The sequence below is a fragment of the Paenibacillus sp. FSL H8-0317 genome (assembly GCF_045040685.1).
Lineage (GTDB): Bacteria > Bacillota > Bacilli > Paenibacillales > Paenibacillaceae > Paenibacillus.
Map to the genome: position 1 here is coordinate 3,680,782 of NZ_CP150294.1, position 19,019 is coordinate 3,699,800.

At 44.1% G+C, this 19,019-nt stretch carries 13 protein-coding genes; 9 read left to right on the top strand and 4 right to left on the bottom strand.

Going from position 1 to position 19,019, the window contains the following annotated elements; all coding sequences use genetic code 11:
• Nucleotides 1-129: 129 nt before the first annotated feature.
• Both MHB43_RS16430 and MHB43_RS16435 read right to left on the bottom strand, forming a co-directional pair.
• Nucleotides 130-468, bottom strand: a complete 339-nt coding sequence (locus MHB43_RS16430; protein WP_047843047.1) for a cupin domain-containing protein — start codon at nt 466-468, stop codon at nt 130-132.
• A 79-nt stretch (nt 469-547) separates the two neighbouring features.
• The gene (locus tag MHB43_RS16435) at nt 548-1,375 is read right to left on the bottom strand and encodes a helix-turn-helix transcriptional regulator (RefSeq protein ID WP_405117546.1); all 828 of its coding nucleotides are present in this window, start codon (nt 1,373-1,375) and stop codon (nt 548-550) included.
• Nucleotides 1,376-1,593: 218 nt separating this feature from the next.
• On the opposite strand from MHB43_RS16435, the gene MHB43_RS16440 reads away from it, so the two are divergent.
• The 6 genes from MHB43_RS16440 (at nt 1,594) to MHB43_RS16465 (ending at nt 9,003) form a co-directional block, all read left to right on the top strand.
• A complete protein-coding gene (locus MHB43_RS16440; protein ID WP_405117547.1) occupies nt 1,594-3,066 on the top strand; it encodes an ATP-binding protein in 1,473 nt (490 codons plus the stop codon).
• A gap of 3 nt (nt 3,067-3,069) precedes the next feature.
• Complete coding sequence (locus tag MHB43_RS16445; RefSeq protein WP_237175289.1) at nt 3,070-3,762, top strand: response regulator transcription factor; 693 nt, start codon at nt 3,070-3,072, stop codon at nt 3,760-3,762.
• A gap of 119 nt (nt 3,763-3,881) precedes the next feature.
• A complete protein-coding gene (locus MHB43_RS16450) occupies nt 3,882-5,366 on the top strand; it encodes an S-layer homology domain-containing protein (RefSeq protein ID WP_405117548.1) in 1,485 nt (494 codons plus the stop codon).
• A 34-nt stretch (nt 5,367-5,400) separates the two neighbouring features.
• Complete coding sequence (locus MHB43_RS16455; RefSeq protein ID WP_405117549.1) at nt 5,401-6,105, top strand: ankyrin repeat domain-containing protein; 705 nt, start codon at nt 5,401-5,403, stop codon at nt 6,103-6,105.
• A 310-nt stretch (nt 6,106-6,415) separates the two neighbouring features.
• Nucleotides 6,416-7,129 (top strand): glycoside hydrolase family 16 protein, encoded by a 714-nt coding sequence (locus MHB43_RS16460; RefSeq protein WP_221821745.1) that lies wholly within the window; start codon nt 6,416-6,418, stop codon nt 7,127-7,129.
• Between the two features lie 188 nt (nt 7,130-7,317).
• Nucleotides 7,318-9,003, top strand: coding sequence for an extracellular solute-binding protein (locus MHB43_RS16465; protein ID WP_405117550.1), 1,686 nt, complete (start codon nt 7,318-7,320; stop codon nt 9,001-9,003).
• A gap of 155 nt (nt 9,004-9,158) precedes the next feature.
• Here MHB43_RS16465 and MHB43_RS16470 read toward each other — a convergent pair whose 3' ends face one another.
• A complete protein-coding gene (locus MHB43_RS16470) occupies nt 9,159-10,799 on the bottom strand; it encodes a response regulator (RefSeq protein ID WP_237175285.1) in 1,641 nt (546 codons plus the stop codon).
• Nucleotides 10,800-10,810: 11 nt separating this feature from the next.
• A complete protein-coding gene (locus MHB43_RS16475; RefSeq protein WP_405117551.1) occupies nt 10,811-12,520 on the bottom strand; it encodes a sensor histidine kinase in 1,710 nt (569 codons plus the stop codon).
• 146 nt (nt 12,521-12,666) lie between these two features.
• Here MHB43_RS16475 and MHB43_RS16480 point away from each other — a divergent pair, with 146 nt between their 5' ends.
• The 3 genes from MHB43_RS16480 to MHB43_RS16490 are packed head-to-tail and all read left to right on the top strand — an operon-like array spanning nt 12,667 to nt 19,012.
• Nucleotides 12,667-13,617 carry an ABC transporter permease subunit gene (locus MHB43_RS16480; protein ID WP_145325512.1) on the top strand — a complete coding sequence of 317 codons (951 nt, stop codon included), beginning with the start codon at nt 12,667-12,669 and terminating at the stop codon, nt 13,615-13,617.
• A 15-nt stretch (nt 13,618-13,632) separates the two neighbouring features.
• Entirely contained in the window at nt 13,633-14,511 is an 879-nt protein-coding gene (locus MHB43_RS16485; protein WP_221821204.1) for a carbohydrate ABC transporter permease, read from the top strand.
• A 43-nt stretch (nt 14,512-14,554) separates the two neighbouring features.
• Nucleotides 14,555-19,012, top strand: coding sequence for a carbohydrate binding domain-containing protein (locus MHB43_RS16490; RefSeq protein WP_339308561.1), 4,458 nt, complete (start codon nt 14,555-14,557; stop codon nt 19,010-19,012).
• Nucleotides 19,013-19,019 lie beyond the last annotated feature (7 nt).

A 19,019-nucleotide genomic window follows, 5' to 3' on the forward strand; every position in this document is an offset into this window, starting at 1 on the left:
TAACCGAGAGTTTGCTGATTAATGCATGTCGAAGAGCTAGCCGTACAGACGCAGAGCCGATAACCACTATTACGCGGTTATCGGCTCTCTGATATTGCAAATTGACATCCTGGTTCCAATAACTGATGCTTATTCGGCCTTAGTCCCGCCAGTGTTTACTTCGCTTCCAGGTTCCATCAACATGATATGACATTCCTTTTCGGCGGAAGGCTTGATCTCGACTCCCTTGGGGACAATATACATCTCTCCCTTGGAAATCTTCACTTGCCCATCACGAAAATCAATTATCATTTCCCCTTCAAGCACAAAAAATAACTTGTCGGTCTCCTCATGAACATGCCACTCAAAATCTCCAGCAATCTTAACGATCTTAAATTGATAGTCATTCATTTCACCAATGAGTTTCGGAGACCAAAGATCGTTTAATTTCGAAAATTCCTCATTTAATTGAATAGCTTGATAGTGCATCGTCATTCCTCCTGTGTATTAATCCTATATGTTCAGTATACTGATCTAAGCTTTGGTATAACATGGATGCCTATTGAAATCAGGATGGATTATTGATGAACTTCAGACGATACTCCGTAGGAGAAATACCACATTGTTTCTTAAACACTCTGCTAAAATAAAAGGGGTCAGCAATGCCAACGGTCTCAGCAATCTGTTGTACCGACACATCACTTGCCAATAACATTTGCTGTGCCATGTTTATACGATATTTCAATACATATTCTGCTGGACCCATACCTGCATGTCTTCTAAACACATAGGAAAGTCGATTTCGATTAACATTATTTTGTTCTGCAAGCGATGCGACAGTCAGACTTTGATCATAGTATTCTTGGATATAGGTAGAGACCCGTTTGAATAAAACATCTGTTTCACAACTGTTTTGCCTATGATCAACACATATTAAAGTCTCATTCAGTACATCGCGAAACAGCATCTCGGTCTGAAACTTTGAAATACCTCCGCGCTGATTATACACATGCCAAAGACGCGTGATTAATTCGATCAGACGTGGGGATTGACCCGTTGATAATTCAAAATGCTGATGGGAAAAGCTTGTCTCTTCGAGGTCCAAACTACATATTCGGTATAAAACGAGAATGTATTCCCAGTCCGTTCTATGAAACACGGTTTGATCCAGTTTCATTTTCGCGCCCCCATGTACAACTTTTCCTGGTGAAAAGATATAGGGCGTGCCATCAAATTGAAATTGTATTTTTCCTGTAAGAGGAAATACAAATCCAGGAAAAGAATCGGTATAGTCAGCCTGGGGAACCCCTGGATTTCTAGCATATCGATATACTCCTTCTACTTGAAAAGGAATATGTGCAAAATGCGCTGCTAACTGATTAACGTCTACTTTCACATTACGTACCTCATTTCAAAAGTGTTTTCCGGTCATTCTAAGATAAATCGTTATGCACCTTACTCCATCATTATTGATAACGATTATCACTGTCAACATATATAATGAAAAGGTTGCTTTCGGCTAAATAAAAACCAGCGTTCCATATGGGCAATAGAATCCATCTTGTGTTAACATGTGCACTAACAATCCAATTGCTTGTTTGAGAAGGGGAACCCATGTCAATTCGAATAAAAATGCTGCTGTCCTTCACGGGCATGCTTGTTATAAGTCTACTGTTCATCCTGCTTACGGCAAGTCTGTATACGATTGCGGCTACAGGGGATCTACAGAGTTTCCGCGATATTTACAAGGTACATTATCAGATCAACCCCCTGACTGAACAGGGAGAATCGATCTTTCAAGAGATGAAGTTTCTGGCCAAAAATGACCCTGACGACCTGCAGAACAAGGTTTTGCTGCGTGAATATGATATGAAGCTTCGAGCTGAGAAGTCAGGGCTCTACGTCAGACGGGAGAATAGTCAGATCTTCGAATCACTGACCTTCAACCAGCCGGAACTGAAGCAGGCACTGCCTGCCTATGATCTTAACAATTATCAGATTCGGAGCACCTTCAATATTGGTGAGCGATTTTACGCATATGCGAAATTTGATTTTCAATATTCAGACGGGGAACGGGGGAGTATCTTTGTCATTCGTGAGAGAAGCCCCTTTGCGGAGCTTACTCGCAAGCTGCTACCTGTGATGTCAATCCTGCTTATCGGTGTCCTTATCATTGCGAATCTGCTCTTGTTCCGCTGGATCACGCGCAGCTTCATTAAACCCTTGAATCAACTTCGAAGTTCAGCCGAGCATATTAAGGACGGCAATCTATCCTTTAAGCTTCAGCTAAACTCCAATGACGAGGTTGGTCAACTCAGCGAAGCATTTGAGAGCATGCGGAATCAATTACAGCTCTCCTATGCGTTACGTCAGCAGGACGAAGTGAACCGCAAAGAGCTTATCTCCAACATTTCGCATGATCTCCGTACGCCGATTACCAATATCAAAGGGTACATTGAGGGTATTCGTGACGGAGTGGCTAATACTCCGGAGAAAATGGAGAGTTATGTTAATATCATTCACTCCAAAGCAGTTAGCATGGATAAGCTGGTGGATGAACTGTTTTTGTATTCCAAGCTCGACTTGAACCAAGAACCTTTCCTGTTCAAAACAGTTGATCTCGCTGATTTCCTAGAAGATAGCATTGAAGAGCTGAGATACGATCTGGAGGACAAAGGCGTTGCCTTAGAGTGGAATAACCAGGTATCTGGTCCCGCTATAGCAGCTGTGGATCCGGAGAAGTTAAAACGTACCGTTGTTAATGTGGTGGATAATGCACTCAAATACATGGAGAATGAACACAAACGATTCGAGATTACACTTCAAGCGGATGAGAAATGGATTACGATGACCTTTAAGGATAATGGCAAAGGCATCCCGGAAGAGGCACTACCTTATATATTTGAACGCTTCTATCGTGCAGAACAATCCCGCAATTCCTCAACGGGTGGAAGTGGACTCGGGCTGGCAATTGCCCGCCAAATCATTGATGGACATGGGGGCTTCATCTGGGCTGAAAGCCAGCCCAATGATGGCACGAGCATATATATCAAGCTGAAACGGCTGAATGAAGAGAGGGATCAATAAGTAATGGCAAATATTTTGATCATTGAAGATGAAACAACGATTGCGGAACTGGAACGGGATTATTTTGAGCTCAACGGATTTTCTGTGGATCTCTGCCATACTGGTGATGAAGGCCTGAAGCAGGCACTGGAGGGGGACTATCATCTGATCATTGTTGATCTGATGCTTCCGGGACTCGACGGCTTCGAATGTTGCAGGCGCATTCGCGAGGTGAAGGAAGTGCCCATCCTTGTCGTTTCAGCAAAAAAGGAAGAAATCGATAAGATCCGGACGTTCAATCTGGGAGTGGATGACTTTATTACAAAACCGTTCAGCCCAAGTGAATTGGTTGCGCGAGCAAAGGCTCATTTGACCCGATACGAGAGACTACTTGGCAAAAACAAACCAGCTGAGCAGGATGAAATCCACATTCGCGGGCTTCACATTGATAAAGGTTCACGCCGCGTTTTTGTTAATGGAGAAGAGGTGGCGATTACAACCAAGGAATTCGAGTTACTTGTATTTCTTGCAAGTCATCCCAACCGTGTATTCAGCAAATCGGATCTGTTCGAGCGGATCTGGGGCATGGATTCCACCGGTGACATTGCAACGGTTACCGTCCATATTCGCAAACTGCGCGGCAAGCTGGAGACAGACCCCAAAAATCCGGAGTATATTGAAACCGTCTGGGGTGCAGGCTACCGGTTTACTGCATAAGTTTCGTGAAAATTTAGAGCCAGTTTATATTTTGTTAATAACTTTAGCCTTGGGAGTTTCTTTTTGTCCTCTATTCTATAGATACAGGCAACTACAACCTATAGAGGAGGAATTCAACTATGAATTCTACAACCCGCAAAATCGCTACATTTCTGACCATAACTGCATTAGGTACAGCAGTGTTCCCGTTAACTGCGAATCAAGTACATGCAGCTACATACGTTACTAACATTGCGGCAACAACCACACAGCTTAACCAACAACAGATTGAAGCTGCTATCAAGGATCTGAATAGCTTGGGGATCATGAACGGATATGCAGATCAATCTATGGGTGAACATCGAGCAATTACCCGTGCGGAGTTAGCTTCATTGGTTTTCAAAACGTTTAATTTGGTGAGCAAGACGGGAGAAACCGTAGAATTGACGGATGTGAATCCGAATGCATGGTATGCGCCATATGCGTCAAAGCTTGTTGAACTTGGCATCATGCAGGCTAACGATGGACAATTCAATCCGCAAACTCAAGTGTCGGATGCTGAACTCGAACAGGTCGTATCCAAAGCGATGCAACGTGATGTAAAGTCCGTTCACCATTGGATGAGCGAGTTTTACTCCGAGAACGGTACAGCAACTCGCGGCGAAACAGCAGTGCTGTTGCAAACTGCACACCAAGCTATTCCTTCGGAGCAAGCTCAAATCAAGAGCGTTAGATCTCTGAATGCCATTACGTTAATCGTCACATTCGACAAGCCGCTGACAGCAGCGAATGAAGCTTTTGCCAAGGCACAAACGGACTTTGCGTTTAGTGGCGGGTTGACGTTAACCAATATGCCCCGTTTGAAAACAGGGTCAATTGCGACTTACATCGTTCCAACGTCCGTACAAGATGCTGGTGAAGTGTACAACCTGACTTACAAAGGCCAAGACGCAGGTTCCTTTGAAGGCAGTGCCACGAAAATAAACATGACAACGGCTAGTCAAGTAACAAATGATACATTCGAGATTGAAGCACTGCAAGTGAACGGTGTCGTGGATTATGGTTACATCATTTCGGCTTACAGCGGTGGTCGAGGAGCTAATGCATTTGTGTTGAATGATCAAGAGCAAGCAGGAGGAAAAACGTATCAGATCATCTCTTCCATGCAGGCAAGACAAGTTGTAATTACGCCAGAAGGTGGCGAGCCTATCGTTGCCAGATATGTTCCGTTCACGCAATCCACAGATGGCAAACAAGAACCGAAGTTCCGTTTGCCTGAGGGACAAACGCTGAAATCAGGTGTCACATATACGGTTTCTTCGGATTGGGCCAACATCGAAAATGCTTCATTTACGGCGAAATCGTTTGATGCACTAGTGGTTGCAAGTGCTCAAGCAGTGAGCGAAACCTCCATTGAAGTTACGCTCGACCAGGACCCTGGGGATGAACTGTTTTCTGGTCGAAGTGTAACGTTAACTTCACCTAGCGGGGATGTTCTGACGGCCACTTATAAATATTCAAGTCGAAAAGGGGCGACGGGTGTATTTGACCTAACGAATGATGGGAAGTTGACTCCGGGTATTACGTATACAATAAACCCAGTTGGGGATTGGAGTATCGCTTAGTCGGTCACCTTGACACTGGAGTAAGGGAGGCAGTATGAGTAAATCGCTGATCATCGTTGTCCTGATAAGCAGTATGTTGATCGTCCAAGGCTGCGTGCCTGAAATGAGATACGACTCTAACGTGGAGGTAAAGGCCATGACTTCAGCAGATGAACAGCTGTTCAAGGCAGTCGAGGACAGCGATACTGAGCGCATCGAACAAATGATTCAAGCAGGCGCCAATATCAATGTTCAAGATCAGAGTGGACGAACCGCTACAATGATTGCAACCTACAATAATGATCTAACATCGGCTAAAGTGTTAATTGAAGCGGGGGCAGATGTGAATATACAGGACGATATGAAAAATACCCCGTTTCTGTATGCTGGCGCTGAAGGATACTTGGATATTTTGAAGCTGACAATCGAGGCGGGAGCGGACCCAGCGATAACGAATCGATATGGAGGAACAGCACTTATTCCAGCTTCGGAGCATGGATATGTGGATGTAGTGCAAGAATTACTGACTCAAACTTCGGTGGATGTGGACCATGTGAATCAATTGGGATGGACAGCACTACTCGAAGCGATCATTCTTAACGATGGCAATGCTCAGCAGCAGGAGACGATACAATTACTCATTGATCACGGAGCAGACGTGAACATACCGGATCGTGATGGGGTATCACCACTCAGTCATGCGAAGAATAAAGGCTTTAAGGAAATTGAAGATATTTTGATACGAGCTGGTGCGAAATAGACCTTTTTAGGCTGAATAAAGAAACAAACATGTTGAGATATATGCAAAAATGGTTTACATGGAGCGCCTGATTCCTTCTATGCTTAAGGGCAGGCGCTTCATTCAATCCATCTTACGTGTATGAAACTGGCATAGTCTTAACATGACATGATTAGATACGAGAACGAGGATGTTAAAAATTGAATATCTCTGCTTTGAAGTTTGCTATAGTGTACCACTATACTTCCAGATAAAATGGAAATACCAACCATGTAAGCGCTATCTATTATTTTACTGCTGTACATGTTGGAATCATTCATGGAGGTGTATGATGAAGAGGAAGTCTTGGTATACTTTGGTGGTAACTGGTGTCATCTCTTTATTTTTTTCGGTAAGCGCTTTCGCGGGTTATGTTTTCTGGGAACCTCTAACCTATTTTAACGCAAGCACGTGGCAAAAAGCGGATGGGTATTCCAATGGGAGCATGTTTAACTGTACGTGGAGGGCTAACAATGTTAATTTTACAAGTGACGGCAAGCTTAAGCTTGGTTTGACCAGCTCTGCACAGAACAAGTTTGATTGCGGAGAGTATCGTACCACAAATACGTATGGGTACGGCTTGTATGAAGTCAGTATGAAACCTGCCAAGAACACAGGTGTAGTTTCCTCATTTTTCACATACACAGGGCCCGCACATGGCACCCAATGGGATGAGATTGATATCGAATTTTTAGGAAAAGACACAACCAAAGTGCAGTTTAATTATTACACCAATGGGGTTGGTAATCATGAGAAGATTATCAATCTAGGTTTTGATGCATCCCAAGGCTTCCATACGTACGCATTTGACTGGCAGCCGGGACATATCAAATGGTATGTAGATGGTGTATTGAAGCACACGGCAACCAGCAATATTCCTAAAACACCCGGAAAAATCATGATGAACCTGTGGAATGGAACAGGTGTAGATAGCTGGCTCGGTCCTTATAACGGTGCCAATCCACTTTATGCGGAATATGACTGGGTTAAATATACGAGTAATTAAGCAGACTGGAGCAGCCGTTAGCGGTTGCTTTTTTCTATATTTTGGCATTGTATTTATTCAATATATGTATTCAATATCCAATATCCTAAATTAATGCAATAAATGTTGCAATATTAGTATGGGCATAAATATCAAACATTCATTATGATTAACCTGTAAGCAACATTACATAGACTGGGGGAACGAAGTTGGACACAAGTAAAAAGAGACGAGTAGGCAGTTTGGTCATGATCGGTGTATTGGCCCTATCTGCAGCCTTGAGTGGGTGTAGTAACGGGAACGAAAAGAAAACTGAATCAAGTACACCAGCGACAACGTTGGAGCTCAAAAATGGGAAGTATGATCCACCAGTATCCATTACGTATTTACGACCATGGGGTCCAGACGTGAAGTTTAAGTCAGGCGAGGATCAGGATAACAACGTCCATACCAAATGGGCTAAGGAGAAACTCGGAATTGAGTTGAAAAACCAGTGGATATCTCCATCCACCAATAATGCATTTGAGACAAAACTGCGTCTATCGCTTGCTTCCAATGCGGACATGCCGGACATTATTTCGTATCGCGGCGAATTCAATCTGGTGCGTGAATTGATTGAGTCCGGAAAATTTGTCGATGCGGGCGAGTTGTTTGACAAATATGCCAGCGACACATGGAAAGCAGCCGTAAACGAAGATCCTTCCGTATGGTATCCATACATGCAAGATGGCAAAAAGATCGGTATTCCGATTCTGGACTATTCCTATAATGGTGATCCTGTCATGTGGATCCGTGAAGACTGGATGAAGAAATTCAATCTGGAAGCACCTAAAACTATAGATGATCTTGAAGTCATTATGGAAACGTTTACGAATCAAGATCCGGATGGCAATGGGAAGCAGGACACTTACGGACTCACCATTGGCTTCAAGAACTGGCTGAACACATGGATGTCTGAAGCTGGGTGGGTATTTGGCGCTTATGGTACAATGCCAAACCAATGGAATCTGACGGCAGATGGAAAACTTGAATACGGTTCCGTTACACCTGGTGCGAAACAGGCTTTGGCCAAATTACAGAGCTGGATGAGCAAAGGGTATATCCCGGAAGAAGCCGGCGTGTATGACGAGACAAAAGCTGCTGAAGAATTTACTGCCGGAAAAGCAGGTATTGTGGTTGGTCCTCACTGGATGCCCTCCTGGCCGCTGGAGGATGTGAAGAAAAACAATCCTGAGGCTGAATACAAGGCGTATCCAATTCCTTCCGGTCCAAATGGTCAAGCAGGAAGACATGGTACGTCAAACGGAAATGGCGTAGTTCTAATTAACAAAGACATGAAAAATCCGGAAGCCTTTTTCACCTATCAGAACTATCTCTTTGATCACTATGCGAATCCTAAAGAGGGCGATGAGTTTGAGCATGGATTTGCGGAAGGATACGATTGGGTTATGGTAGATGGGAAACCATCAACTGATGCAAGTCTTACGGGGGGTTATGCTCCCGAGAAGTACACTTTGACTTTTGATGGAGCGCGTATTCCCAATCTAAGTATGACAACACTTGCCAAGCTGGCAGGCGGTGAAGAAGCAACTACACCGTTTGAGAAAAAAATCAAATCAGGTGTACCAGTACCTATGCTTGATGCAGCCAAGATTGTTTTGGATCAAAAAGATATCGTGTTCAATCAAATGTTTACCGGTGCACCTTCAATGACGATGCAGATGAACAATGACATTTTGACAAAGATGGAGAAAGACACCTTCTCTCAAATTGTGTATGGCAAAACCTCTGTGGACGCGTTCGACTCATTTGTTGAGAAATGGAAGTCTTCAGGTGGAGATCAGATTACGAAAGAAGTTAACGAGTGGTATGATTCCGTGAAAAGCGGAAAATAGGATGACGCAGGGCTGGCTGAATTGATTCATCGCGGCCACATAAGCACCAAAAAGGCATTGCCGGAGATCTTCTCCTGCAATGCCTTTTTGTATTCGATATGGGGAAGGGAAACCGGAGAGATTACCAGAATGTCAAGGCTGGCAAGAGTTATCTCTTAAACCGGCAGATTTTCCCGATATTCTTGCGGTGTAAGATCATAAAATTTCTTGAAAACTCGAATGAAATATGCGGTATTGTTGTAACCGACAAGTTCTGCAATCTCAAACACTTTGGCGGTTGATGTTCGCAAATGATAGGCTGCTTTCTCCATTCTTAACCGGTACACGTATGCTGTAAGTGCTTCACCGGTCTCTGCCTTGTATACCTTGGACAGGTACACCGGGTGCAGATGCACATGGTCGGCAATTGCAGGCAGCGATACATCTCCAGCCAGATGAAGGTCGACGAAACTTTTGACACTGCGCACAATGGTGCTGTGATTGTCTCTAAGCTCTTGTTCAGCATCATCTCGTATGTAATGAAGTGTACGCACGGACCAGTCCTGTAGCTGCTGCGCAGTGGAATAGCTGGGAGCTTGAAAGTAACGATAGGACTCTGCTGGAATCAAAGAAGAGATTTGTTTGCCATTTTTATGAATGATGTACGCAAACGCGCCCGCAATAGCAAAATATACCTCAAAGGTTGACTCTGCAATATCATGATGTTCATTGGAATGCAGCAGTTCCTCAAATATGTGCTCGATTTTCTGTTCCACATCCTCAAAGCGACCAGCTTCGAGCAGGCTAATCAACGTTGGTGGCTGATACAGCGACCTAATCGTATGTAGAGGATTGGCATCCGTTTCATCGGAAGCGGTGACAAACAAACCTTGCACCTGACCCATCCGTTTACGCATGGACATAACTGTTCGCTCATAGAGTTCTCCAATTTCGTGGGGAAACTTGCCCCAACTGGAGACGGAAATGGAGATTGCACCTTTCAGGTATAACTGAACATTGGTTTGAATCTGGGCAGCGTACTGCTCAAGCAATGTCTGAGGCGTCTCGCTCCTGCTGTAACTCATCGTTGGCGGATGCTTCATGCTAACCAGAACAACAATGTAATCGTGAACGTCACGTGTATGCCAGATATGAAAATGATTATGCATCACTTCACTAATGATATTACATATTGCATATTCCATTAGGGCCAGGTCGCCGTGCGCCATATCGGATAGATGTTTCTCCATACGGATAATCAGCATGCCGAGATCCTCTCCTACGGAGTAGGGAAGTTCCAGCAGATCAAGCTTGTCTGCCAGTGTCTTCTGATCATAGACTTTTCCAGTCAGCAACTCATGCAGCATCGTGGATTGAAGCAATGGCAGATGATCCTGAAAGGCGTGTAAGGCTCTTTGATGTGATGCTGCTGTTTCCCACTTTTCTTTAATTCGATGAACAAGACGTTGCACGGATTCGATCAGATCTTCATCACTAACAGGTTTCAGCAAGTAATCAAAGCTTTCCTGCGCAATAGCCTGTTTCGCATATTCAAAGTCTGCGTGACCTGATAACAGAATCGTCTGCACATGCGGCCACTTTTCATGAATCGCTGTAATCAGTGCAATGCCTGACATTTCGGGCATACGTATATCCGTAATTACAATGTCAATGTCGTGGTTGTCCATAATTTCCAGCGCTACTGCACCAGATAAGGCTTCATGAACTGTACCGATCCCGCAGCTTTCCCACGGAATGGTCTCTGCCAACGTTTCCACGACGGAACGTTCATCGTCAACTAATAATATTTGCAGCATGGGTCGTTCACCTACTTGTCTGTATTGTCGTGCCACGTGATGTTAACTTTAATCCCACCCATTGAAGAATGATCATAAGATAGTCCAGATCCTTCACCGTACAGAAAAGATAAACGCTGATGGACATTCCATGTACCACATCCCATATTCTCATCCAGCGGTTTAAGAAGATTATCTCTCAGATGATCAAGCTGTTTCTCAGACATACCAAGCCCGCTGTCCTCCACGATAATTGTGTACACATCATTCTTGCAGTCCGCATAGATTTTAATCTCACCATCTACCGATTTGGGCTCCAGACCATGAATAATAGCGTTCTCAATAATAGGCTGGAGGGTTAGTCTGGGAACTGTTTTATCTAAAATATCATGGGGCACGTCGATTGTAAAATGCATTCGTTCCAGACGAAGTGACTGGATTTCCAAATAATTTTTGACCATTGTCAGCTCTTCACGAAGCGTGGCTTGATCCTTTTCGGACCTGGTTATGTATCGGTAATACTCTCCCAGATTCAGTGCCATAGCTACCACGGCCTTTTCATTTTTCATTCGGGCCATGTTCTTGATATAGAACAGGCAGTTATATAGAAAATGCGGATTAATCTGCGATTGCAACTGTTTGAGCGTGGCTTCCCGACTTCTTAATTTCTCCTCATATACATTCTCGATTAATTCTTGAATTCGTTGAGCCATGATGTTGAAACGTGCAAATAACAAGCTGAACTCATTGCGTGCAGAATGATGAAGCCGAACGGAAAAGTCCCCGGTGGACAAGCGATTTGTCCCTTTCACCAACTGTAAGAGTGGAAGCTGCACACTTCGGTAGAGTGTATATAATACAACAACGCTCATCACGATCAGAACGGCAATTGAAGCGTAAAAAAGATTCCGGCTACTCGTAATCGGTTTCAAAATTTGCTGCATAGGCACATAGTCAATATAATACCAGCCGAGGCTCTTGGATTGAATGTAGGAGACGTAATATTCCGTTTTGTTCAACGTTGTACTGAAGCCACCGCTGGCCTGCAGTTTTGCTTCTTTCAGGGAAGGCAGGATTGCGTTCAAGGTCTCCTTTCCAGAACTATTGCTGATTAATCCATAATCGGGATGGAACATGAACGGGTCACCTTTATTATTTAACTTGTTTTGATTAAGAAGTGCAGTTAAGTGATGAACTGGAAAACTGATTTTGGTAATCAATCTGGCTTTGCCAGGTCTCGCCATCGCTGTCGTTGGATCGGTAGTGTACCAGATAAACTGATTGTCGGCATAGGTCCAGGACTGCGAGAGAGGCTCCTTAAATTCATCATCCCTGTACGGAATGTAAGCATAATAATCCGTTGATATCACTTTTTGCATCCTTGGAAAGTATAGTGTGATGGTCGAATGCCATTTGCTTGCTGCGTTGTACAGATTCATTTTCTCCAGAATGGCGCTTCCAACTTTCACACGTTCATAGGGAATGTCCTTGTAGTCGGGACGTTGATATTCCTGAATACTCGAATCTTGCCCAATAGACATTCCATACAATGACAATTGGTAAATATTGGATTCTACTGAATCAGCAAATGTCGAGAGATGATTCATCGTATTGTTCTGAATCTCGTGTTCGATAACACGCACGCTTTCCCGGTTAGAGTATGTATAGAGAAACAGCACCAGAATAAGCAGCATCACAAACAACAGTGTAATTTTGGTAAAGACATTCAAGCGTGTGAACAAAGTCCAACCTCCTTAATCTTATTAAAATATTGATATCGTTGTTGCAATATTAGGATATAGATCACAAATTTCCATTGCTATAATTTTAATATACAAGTTCACGATGACTTGTAAAATACAAAATTTAGAACATGGGGGATGCAGGAGTGAAGGAACATACGTTAGAAACGCCGCATAAACGGCGCTCCACCAGGGTTAAACAGCGCTGGAATATGCAACGGAACTGGACCTTGCATATGATGCTCATTCCAGCTGTATTGCTGGCACTGGTGTTTCAGTACATACCGATGGGTGGCATTGTAATTGCTTTTCAGGATTTCAAACCATACTTGGGATTTTCTGAATCCAAATGGGTGGGTTGGGACAATTTCCGATATTTATTCTTATATCCGGACGTCGGTCAGGTGATCTGGAATACGCTGGTCATTGCATTTTTCAAAATCATCGCAGGACTGTTCGCTCCATTCCTGTTTGCCATTTTGCTCAATGAAGTGCGCTTGACGGCATTCAAGAGAGTAAGTCAAACGCTTGTGTATCTACCGCATTTCCTATCATGGGTTATTCTCGGTGGTATTCTGCTCGATATCCTGTCTCCACAGGGCGGCATGGTGAACCAACTTGTCGAAGCCTTTGGCGGAGAACCGATCTTTTTCCTTGGAGATGGTACATGGTTCCGGATAACACTGATCGTCAGTGATGTGTGGAAAGAATTTGGTTTTGGTACGATCGTATTTCTGGCTTCTCTCTCAGGGATCAATCCAGCGCTTTACGAGGCTGCGGAGGTGGATGGGGCCAACCGATTTAAACAGACGCTGCACATTACGATTCCGGCATTAATGCCGATTACAATCGTACTGATGACACTCTCTATCGGTAATATCCTGAACGCCGGTTTTGATCAGGTGTTCAACTTGTATAATCCACTTGTGTATGACAAAGGCGACATCATTGACACGTTTGTATATCGACTCGGGATTCTGAACGGGAAGATGAGTTTTGCCACAGCAGTAGGGTTGTTCAAATCTGTGGTTGCTACCATTTTGATTGTTATATCTTACAGAATGGCTTACAAACTAGCTAATTATCGAGTTTTCTAGAGAGGAGAAAAGGGCTTGTATTATAAAACAAAAGGATACCGCATATTCAGCATCGCTAACTATACTTTTCTTGGGATATTATCGATACTCTGCATTTTACCAATTATTCATATATTGGCTGTTTCATTCAGCAGTATGGCGCCAGCATCATCAAACCTGGTTACCTTCTGGCCCATCGGGTTCACAACCGACGCATATGTGAAAACATTCGGGAATTCAAACTTCATCAACTCCTTGATCGTATCACTTAAACGGACTGTAATTGCGACGATCATTGGTATAGTCATCATGCTCTTAACCGCATTTCCGTTGTCGAAGGAAGATATCAGTTTTAAAGGTCGCTCCTTATATACGTGGTTTTTCGTATTTACCATTTTGTTCAGCGGCGGTTTGATTCCAAGTTACATTCTGATCCAGAAGCTTGGCTTGATGAATACAATCTGGGCACTTATTCTGCCTGGCGCACTGTCCGTGTGGAACGTTATTCTCATGATGAACTTCTTCCGCGGACTGCCCAAAGAACTTGAGGAAGCAGCTTATTTGGATGGAGCAGGTCATATCAAAACGTTGATTCTGGTCTACGTACCACTGTCGCTTCCAGCTATCGCAACCTTGTCCTTATTTACGATGGTGTATCAGTGGAACTCCTGGTTCGACGGCATGATCTATATGTCTGATATTAAAAATTATCCACTTGCTTCTCTGCTACAAACTATTATCGTTCAGCAAGATCTCAGCAAAATCAACGTCGATCCTTCCATGTTGGAGAATATCTCGCAGCGAACTGTACGCGCAGCACAGATCTTTATCGGCGCGCTTCCGATCCTGATGGTATACCCGTTTTTACAACGTTTCTTCGTTAAGGGGATCGTTATTGGAGCAGTCAAGGAATAGGCTATGCAAATGCAAGGATAACTGAGCTGAGGGAGGAAGAAGGATGAGAAAAGGACTGGCCTGTATGATGGCATGGAGTTTAATGGCTTCTCTCGTTTATCCAGCAACTGCTGGAGCAGAAAGTGTACAGGGTCAAGCGGAGGTGGGAAATGTGCAGGCGAAAAGCCTGCACTTCTCTGTTCCCTATACAGACCTGACCGGGCATTGGTCACAATCTGCAGTTACACGTTTGCAAGACTTGAATCTATTGAAAGGTTATACGGACGGTACATTCAAGCCCAGTCAGGTCATTAGCCGAGCTGAATTCGTTATGATTCTGGATCGGGCCTTTGGTTTCACCGGTAATGCAGCGACTGGCCCATATGTGGATATGACTTCAGACGATTGGTACTATGACGTCATGGTACGAGCGAATGGTTCTGACATCATCGAAGGAACAGACCGTGAACATCTGTCACCACAACAACCGATTACACGTCAAGATGCAGCGGTTATGGTAGATCGAGCTTTTCAACTTTCAGCGGCTACCAATGAAGATAGTGAACAATTGAAATTTCAGGATGCAGATGAGATCTCCGGTTATGCAAAGAAAGCGCTTACCTATCTGGTGGACGAAAATATTCTTAAAGGTTTCCAAGGCAAATTAAATCCCAAAGCCCCGATTACACGAGCGGAGACGGCAACAATGTTGTCGGCGATGATTGCAGATGTGAAAAGTGCTCCTGGTATATATGAGTCCCGAGTGGATGGCAACTTGATTATTAATTCAACGGATGTCACGTTAAAAAATATGATTGTTAATGGAAATCTGCTGCTGGCCGAAGGCATTGGCGAGGGATCTGTTGTTCTTCAGGGCGTAACGGTTACAGGAAGTGTCATTATTAAAGGCGGAGGCAGCCATTCCATCAACATTAACAACTCCAAGCTAAATCGAGTAGTCGTTGACAAACGTGGGGAACCCGTCAGAATCTCCATTACGGAAGAAAGCAACATTCAGGAGATGCATGTAAAGCAGAAATCCATTCTGGAGATCTCTTCAAACAGCCTGATTGATTCCATGAATATTCATGCAGAAGCGAGTCAGACTCAAGTGGATACCAAAGGTACAATCCAAAAATTGAGTGTAGATGCCGATGATGTTGTGATCAACGGAGAGAAAGTAAAACAAGGATTGCGCACATCCATGGTGGGTGAAGCCCAACAACCTGTTTCTTCGCAGCCTGGCGGTTCAACAAATGTGACAAGCACATCCACACCATCTTCTCCAGACGGGCAATCACCGTCTACACCATCGACACCAAGTAATCCTGCGGGTGAAAAACCGGTTCCAGCAACAACAATTCCGCATGATCAATGGGAGCTGGTCTGGAATGATGAGTTTAACGGGCCTGCGATTGATTCTTCCAAATGGACCGTGCAGGATACAGGACTCGTTTATAACAATGAAATGCAATATTACAGCCCGGATAACACTCGCATTACGAAAGATCAGAATCGTAGCGTGTTGCAGATTGAAGCGAAAAAGGGGCCGAAAAATGGTAAGGATTACAGCTCTGGCAAACTGATCTCCATGGGAAAAGGCGACTGGACCTACGGTAAAGTGGTGGTACGTGCGAAGCTTCCTATAGAAAAAGGCATGTGGCCTGCCATATGGATGATGCCAACAGATGAAGCGCATTATGGAGGATGGCCTGCCTCTGGAGAAATCGATATTATGGAGCTAATTGGTGGCAAAGAGAGTAATAACAAGGTATATAGCACATTGCATTATGACAGTGTGAAGCCTGACGGTTCCCATGGACATGATCAGGGAAGCCTTACTCTTCAGAAAGGAGAAACTTTCGCTGACGATTATCATGATTTCCAGGTAGAATGGTTGCCGGGTATGATTCGTTTCTATGTGGATGGAAAGCTGCATCATGAAGTGACCAACTGGCAAACGAAGGCCGCGGGCCAACCCGAGTATTATACGTTCCCTGCACCATTTGATCGTCCATTCTATCTGATTCTGAATCTGGCAGTTGGAGGAGACTGGCCGGGGGCACCTGAAAGCAACTTCACTTCCGAAAAGATGAATGTTGATTTTGTGCGAGTATATTCTTACAAAAATCTAGACACATGGCCTGATGTAACAACAAATCCCATCGAGCCTGCGCAACAGCGTGACCCACAAGCCGATGGCAATCAAATCTACAATGATCGTTTTTCGGAAGGGTCTGCAGACAATGGAGTGCCTCTGCAGTGGAAATTCATCACAAATGCTGATGGAGCTGGCAGTGTCAAAGTTGTAACGGATGAGCAGAAAGGGAAAGCAGCAGAAGTTACCATTGATGCATCGGGTACTGAAAACTACTCGGTTCAACTCACTCAGATGCCGATGTACATTAAGAAAAACAAAAAGTACAAAATACAGTTTGATGCGAAGGCATCTGCTGACCGTACAATCATGTCCAAAGTGAACCAATTCGAAAAAAGCTGGACCAATTATTCGGGCGATAACACCTTTGCACTCACGACAGATTGGCAATCCTATGACTATACCTTCAATATGCGGGATGGCACGGATAACAATGCCAGATTCGAATTTAATCTGGGGTTGGATGATACAACCGTTTGGTTTGCCAATGTCAGACTGATCGAGGTGGGTGAAGCTGATCCGTTAACTGTCGAACGAAACGCGCTACCTGATGGCAACTTTATTTACAATGGCACATTCGATCAAGGCAAGGAGCGTCTGGGATTCTGGTCAAGCAGCATTCAGGACAGTGCGGCAGCCAATATAAGTGTAAATAACTTTTCGAAATTCCCAATTATGGAGCGTCAGCTGGTTGTTGATGTTACTCAAACGAATGGAGACCCACAGCAAGTTTCGGTGAACCAACCGGATTTGAAGCTGGAAGCGAATACAACGTATGGTTTCTCCTTAGATGCCAAGGCAGACACACCGCGAAGTATCGACATAGATGTTGTCAGCAGTAATGGGCATACGGTACAGGTTCATCAAGGGCAAAACCTCTCCTTGAACCAAGAAATGAAAACATTCACTGGAGAAATCATCATTGGAGATGGAGCATCAATCGCACAATCCGAGCTAAGACTGTTATTTGGCAGTTCTAAAGGTAAGGTATACGTGGACAATGTTCGTCTGACGAAACGCGGAAAACCTCTGTCAGTGAATGGCTACGCACATGTACCTGCAACCGAAGCCTGGATGATGCAGGGCTTACAACTGGAGGACTCCGTAGAAGGAGGAAAACATGTCAGTTACATGGACCAGGGAGATCTGCTGCAATATAAAATCGATGTAGCTCACGACGGAGTATATGTTCTGTCTGCCCGAATGGCCAGTGGAAAGAGTGATTCCAAGGTTCAGTTCAGCATTCAGGATGAACAAGGTACAACCGTTGCACAATCAGACCTGAGTCTTGGAGACACGGGTGGATGGCAAGCATATCAAACGGTGTATTTTCCAGGCGTCAACTTAACAGCAGGCAAACCCTATTATGTGAATTTTGAAGGAGCAGATTATAATACACGTTGGGTGGATATTTCACAAAACAAAATTCAGAACAGTGAGCTAACAGCTGATCTGAATCATTGGGAGCTAACTCCTAATGATCTGACAGCCTCACATGACGAGGGCGCAGGATTAACGATCCACTTGCCTGGTACAAGTGAACATTGGTGGGATGCTTTGTTACAACAAGGTCAGGTCAAACTGGATGCAAACAAAACGTACCGACTTACCTTCGAGGCATCTGCTTCAAGTCCTAAATCCATGCAAGCGGTTCTTTCTCAGAATGCAGGGGATTTTGTGAAGTATTTTGAAGAAGAAGTGGAATTAACCGCGGATCAAAAGTCGTATACTTATACCTTCACCATGGGAGATACCTCCGATTCGGCAGCCATGCTTGCATTTGGATTAGGATATCCGCTATCTACAGGTGAACACTCGATTCACATCAAAAACGTTCAATTATATGAAGTTAATCCAAATGCAGATCAAGGAGGGCAGCCAGCTCATGTTAATCTTATCCCCAATGGCGACTTCTCCAAAGGTGAGGAAGGTTGGTTTACCCACGCGGATGGTAATGCAGCGGACCTTGAGATGCAAGTTAACAATCAACAGCTTCAAGCCAAAATTGGTGATGCAGGACAGCATCCATGGGATCGTCAAGTCATCAATGAAGGATTTGGCATACAGCAAGGTTTTAAATATAAATTAACGTTTAAAGCCAAAGCGGAGAAGTCCAGGAAATTGGGATTGGGGATTGGATGGGTCGATGCAGCTGCCAACTATGAATGGCATGGTTTCTTTGGGGCACGAGTTGATTTGACTCCAGAAAAACAGGAGTTCACGTTTACATTTGATGCAACAGAAGACAGCTATGCGAATACTCGAATCTCATTTGATCTGGGTAACATTGATGGTGTGCAAGATGGCAACACAACCGTCTCATTATCCGAGGTCAGCTTGATTAATCTGGGTCCTGCCAATTAACTTCTGA

Excerpts from the sequence above, each read along its gene's own strand:
- MHB43_RS16430 (WP_047843047.1), bottom strand. The coding sequence starts at position 468 with ATGCACTATCAAGCTATTCAATTAAATGAGGAATTTTCGAAATTAAAC.
- MHB43_RS16440 (WP_405117547.1), top strand. The coding sequence starts at position 1,594 with ATGTCAATTCGAATAAAAATGCTGCTGTCCTTCACGGGCATGCTTGTT.
- MHB43_RS16445 (WP_237175289.1), top strand. The coding sequence starts at position 3,070 with ATGGCAAATATTTTGATCATTGAAGATGAAACAACGATTGCGGAACTG.
- MHB43_RS16450 (WP_405117548.1), top strand. The coding sequence starts at position 3,882 with ATGAATTCTACAACCCGCAAAATCGCTACATTTCTGACCATAACTGCA.
- MHB43_RS16455 (WP_405117549.1), top strand. The coding sequence starts at position 5,401 with ATGAGTAAATCGCTGATCATCGTTGTCCTGATAAGCAGTATGTTGATC.
- MHB43_RS16460 (WP_221821745.1), top strand. The coding sequence starts at position 6,416 with ATGAAGAGGAAGTCTTGGTATACTTTGGTGGTAACTGGTGTCATCTCT.
- MHB43_RS16470 (WP_237175285.1), bottom strand. The coding sequence starts at position 10,799 with ATGCTGCAAATATTATTAGTTGACGATGAACGTTCCGTCGTGGAAACG.
- MHB43_RS16490 (WP_339308561.1), top strand. The coding sequence starts at position 14,555 with ATGAGAAAAGGACTGGCCTGTATGATGGCATGGAGTTTAATGGCTTCT.